Origin of the sequence: Microcystis sp. M_QC_C_20170808_M9Col (assembly GCF_007095495.1) — a bacterium.
GTDB lineage: Bacteria > Cyanobacteriota > Cyanobacteriia > Cyanobacteriales > Microcystaceae > Microcystis > Microcystis aeruginosa.
Genome location: NZ_SFBZ01000060.1, coordinates 1 through 2625, shown reverse-complemented (window position 1 = coordinate 2625; position 2625 = coordinate 1). Strand labels below are relative to the sequence as shown.

The 2625-nt window shown below is 37.5% G+C and carries 3 protein-coding genes and 1 other RNA gene; all 4 read right to left on the bottom strand.

All coding sequences use genetic code 11. The features are described 5' to 3' along the window. A partial coding sequence (locus tag EWV68_RS03960) for a hypothetical protein (RefSeq protein WP_287168894.1) occupies positions 1–364 on the bottom strand: 364 nt, incomplete at its 3' end. After that, the gene (locus EWV68_RS03955) at positions 365–934 is read right to left on the bottom strand and encodes a hypothetical protein (protein ID WP_287168893.1); all 570 of its coding nucleotides are present in this window, start codon (positions 932–934) and stop codon (positions 365–367) included. 8 nt (positions 935–942) lie between these two features. Further along, positions 943–1704, bottom strand: a complete 762-nt coding sequence (locus tag EWV68_RS03950) for a TIGR04255 family protein (RefSeq protein WP_286391732.1) — start codon at positions 1702–1704, stop codon at positions 943–945. Between the two features lie 474 nt (positions 1705–2178). Beyond that, positions 2179–2570, bottom strand: a transfer-messenger RNA (tmRNA) gene (gene ssrA / locus EWV68_RS03945). Between the last annotated feature and the right edge of the window lie 55 nt (positions 2571–2625).

Here is a 2625-nt window from a genome sequence, read left to right as displayed (position 1 = left end):
ACCCATGAGCAGCATTAGTACAAGTTAATTCTTGTACGGATGCGTCATCTTTATATGCTCGACATTCAACATCTACCATACAGACACTTTCATTAGTCGCTTCACAAATTTGAGTTGGGCAATGATAAATTTTTTGCTTCAACTCAAAAGCCAACTGTGCCTTAAAAGAAGCAACAGCATCTTTTCTTGCCTTTTTTGCGCGTTCGTAGCTTGTCTTTAAACTGGTTAGTTCAGCAATGTCAACAGACATATAACGATCTCGAAAAGCTGCTGAAGTTGGACGCATTTCATCCCATTTGAACTGCCCAGGATGCAACCATCTAAAAAGTTTATCAACAGGTTGAACTTGATAGTTGGCAGTCATTCAATTACTTCCCATAAGCCATTCAAGTAGAGGAATTACAAAGCCTATATCTTCAAAGCTACCTTCTTCCTCACAGTCCTGATTACTTTTTAGATATTCAATAGGCTCAGTTAATTTAGTAGTGACGAATATCTCTAACTCGCGATCTGGAAATTTTTTTCCACGCCACTCGAATAAAATTGCTCCATCTGAGCAAGGTGCAATAAATGGCGAAAAGTGAGAAAAGCTCAAATTCTTGGCATTAAAATAACTTTGAATTATCGCAAACAACTCTAAAGCTTTATTGATATGTTGTTTGTTAAATTCTGTGGCTCCGTAACCATCCCAATTATCTTTGAGAGTTATAAGATGCTTTAATCTTTGAAATGCATTAGTGTTAGAAATCCAATCAAACTGAGTTTGATGAACCTGTATGGGAAAATTATTATTAGCTGTCGTGTTGGATTTTGACACTGCTGTATCTCCGCCAATGAAGCTTGGTCTTACAGGTACAGTAATAGCCACATCTTGACTCACAGATGCTAATTTAGGTGTATTTGCTGTTATAGATAAGTTTCTAACTACAAACATAATGGTTACTACTTTAACAACTCATAATAATCTGGGTTGAGAGATGCAATAAAAGCCGATTCAATGTGATCGTGTGCTTGGTTGAGCCAGTTTTGAAAGCAGTGAGATAGATCTTGTGGCTTCTCAGTAGCTTCATTAAACTCAATTTCTTGGGAAATAAAGTCTAGATCTACTAGTAACACTAACTTACCATCAGCTTTTTGAACAACCCCCGTTTGGTGTTTTAGTAATCCTTTAGGTTGTATATGCTGAAATTCATAGACTTGACTGAACCCTACTAAGTCAAGGTTTAAAGGACTTGGGAATATAGGAAAAACCGATAAAAACTGCTCAATCTCAAATCTACCATTAGGAGGAGAAATATGATTGATATAACGTAAACCTATCCTTTGTAGCTTAACTTCTCCCAATAGCTCGACATACTTGTTAAACATCCTGAGTATTAAGTCTCTAAAATTCTCCCAACTTGTATATGGCTGTAGGTGATTAACAACTAATAAATCCGAACCAATTTGTACAACTACAGAGCTATCGCTACGTTTAAGTTGGAGTCTTGGAAATATGCTAGATGGCTGCGGTAGATCGACAAATGGCTTTTCACTGACAGCAAACTGGAAGCTAACTGGGTTAAGTGTTGTCCTTTCGGGAAATTCATCTTTTACTTGAGCGTAGAAAAGCCCAGGCAAAGTTATGTCCCATTTCTCTGAAGGACTAAACTGTAATTCGCAAAGAGCCTCTACGAGTGGTTGTTTAGTTAGTGGCTCACCCATATTTTTACCAGTACATCTTAAATTTATTCAATGTCAGACGTTTAGACGTTTCATTTTAGATCATGTAGCGTATCAAGTAATTTTTATTTGACAGTCAAATTTTTTAACGTTTTCATCTAATACTCACAAAAGAAATTCACGTAAATTGGTCAAGAAAGTGAAAGAATCTGTGCTCAACAATGTAAAACTAGCTTACTTTTCACGGGATCTTTTGATCCCAGCAAAACTAGATAATTGCATATTTCCGCAAGCCTCATTCTACTATTACTCATTGTCATTAAGCTAAGATTATTAACAATAAGCTGTAGAGTAAAACCCATGTCTGAAAAGGCTTTCAGGGATGACGTAAAAAGTAAGAAAGCTATGTGGCAAGAATGAAGACATTTCAGATTTTTCTCCATCTAGTCTTTTGCGGCGAACTGTAAATTACCAATAAAAAAGGCACTTGCTAAGCAAGTGCCTTTTTATTTATGTTAATGGAATCGGGCAGAGTCGAACTGCCGTCCGCACTAGCGCCTAACTTCCCAGTCATTCACAGGTTTATCCAATCTAATCCTCGTGGAGGGAACTGCTATTTATCTCTAGCAATGGGAGATGCACTGATAAAGTCTTAAGCGAAATGCCTATCAGAGAAAGCTATTCACAGCATCCGTTGATTGGTTGAGTGGTGCATTTAACGGAGTCATACATCACTCCTCGAAACCGAAAAGTTTGGTTCTTAGGCTGCTACAGGAGCTGCTTTACGAGAGAAAGATACAATGTTGTTCGCATGTACTTATTTGAGCCATTGATTTACGAGAGTTAGCCCGCTCTCGACCTGCATCAAAGGATAGCTTCTACTAACACGTCGAAACCCTTACGATCCCTTATGCTCTAAATATAACATATAAAAATCAAACATGATCTACAACGCTGTGTACT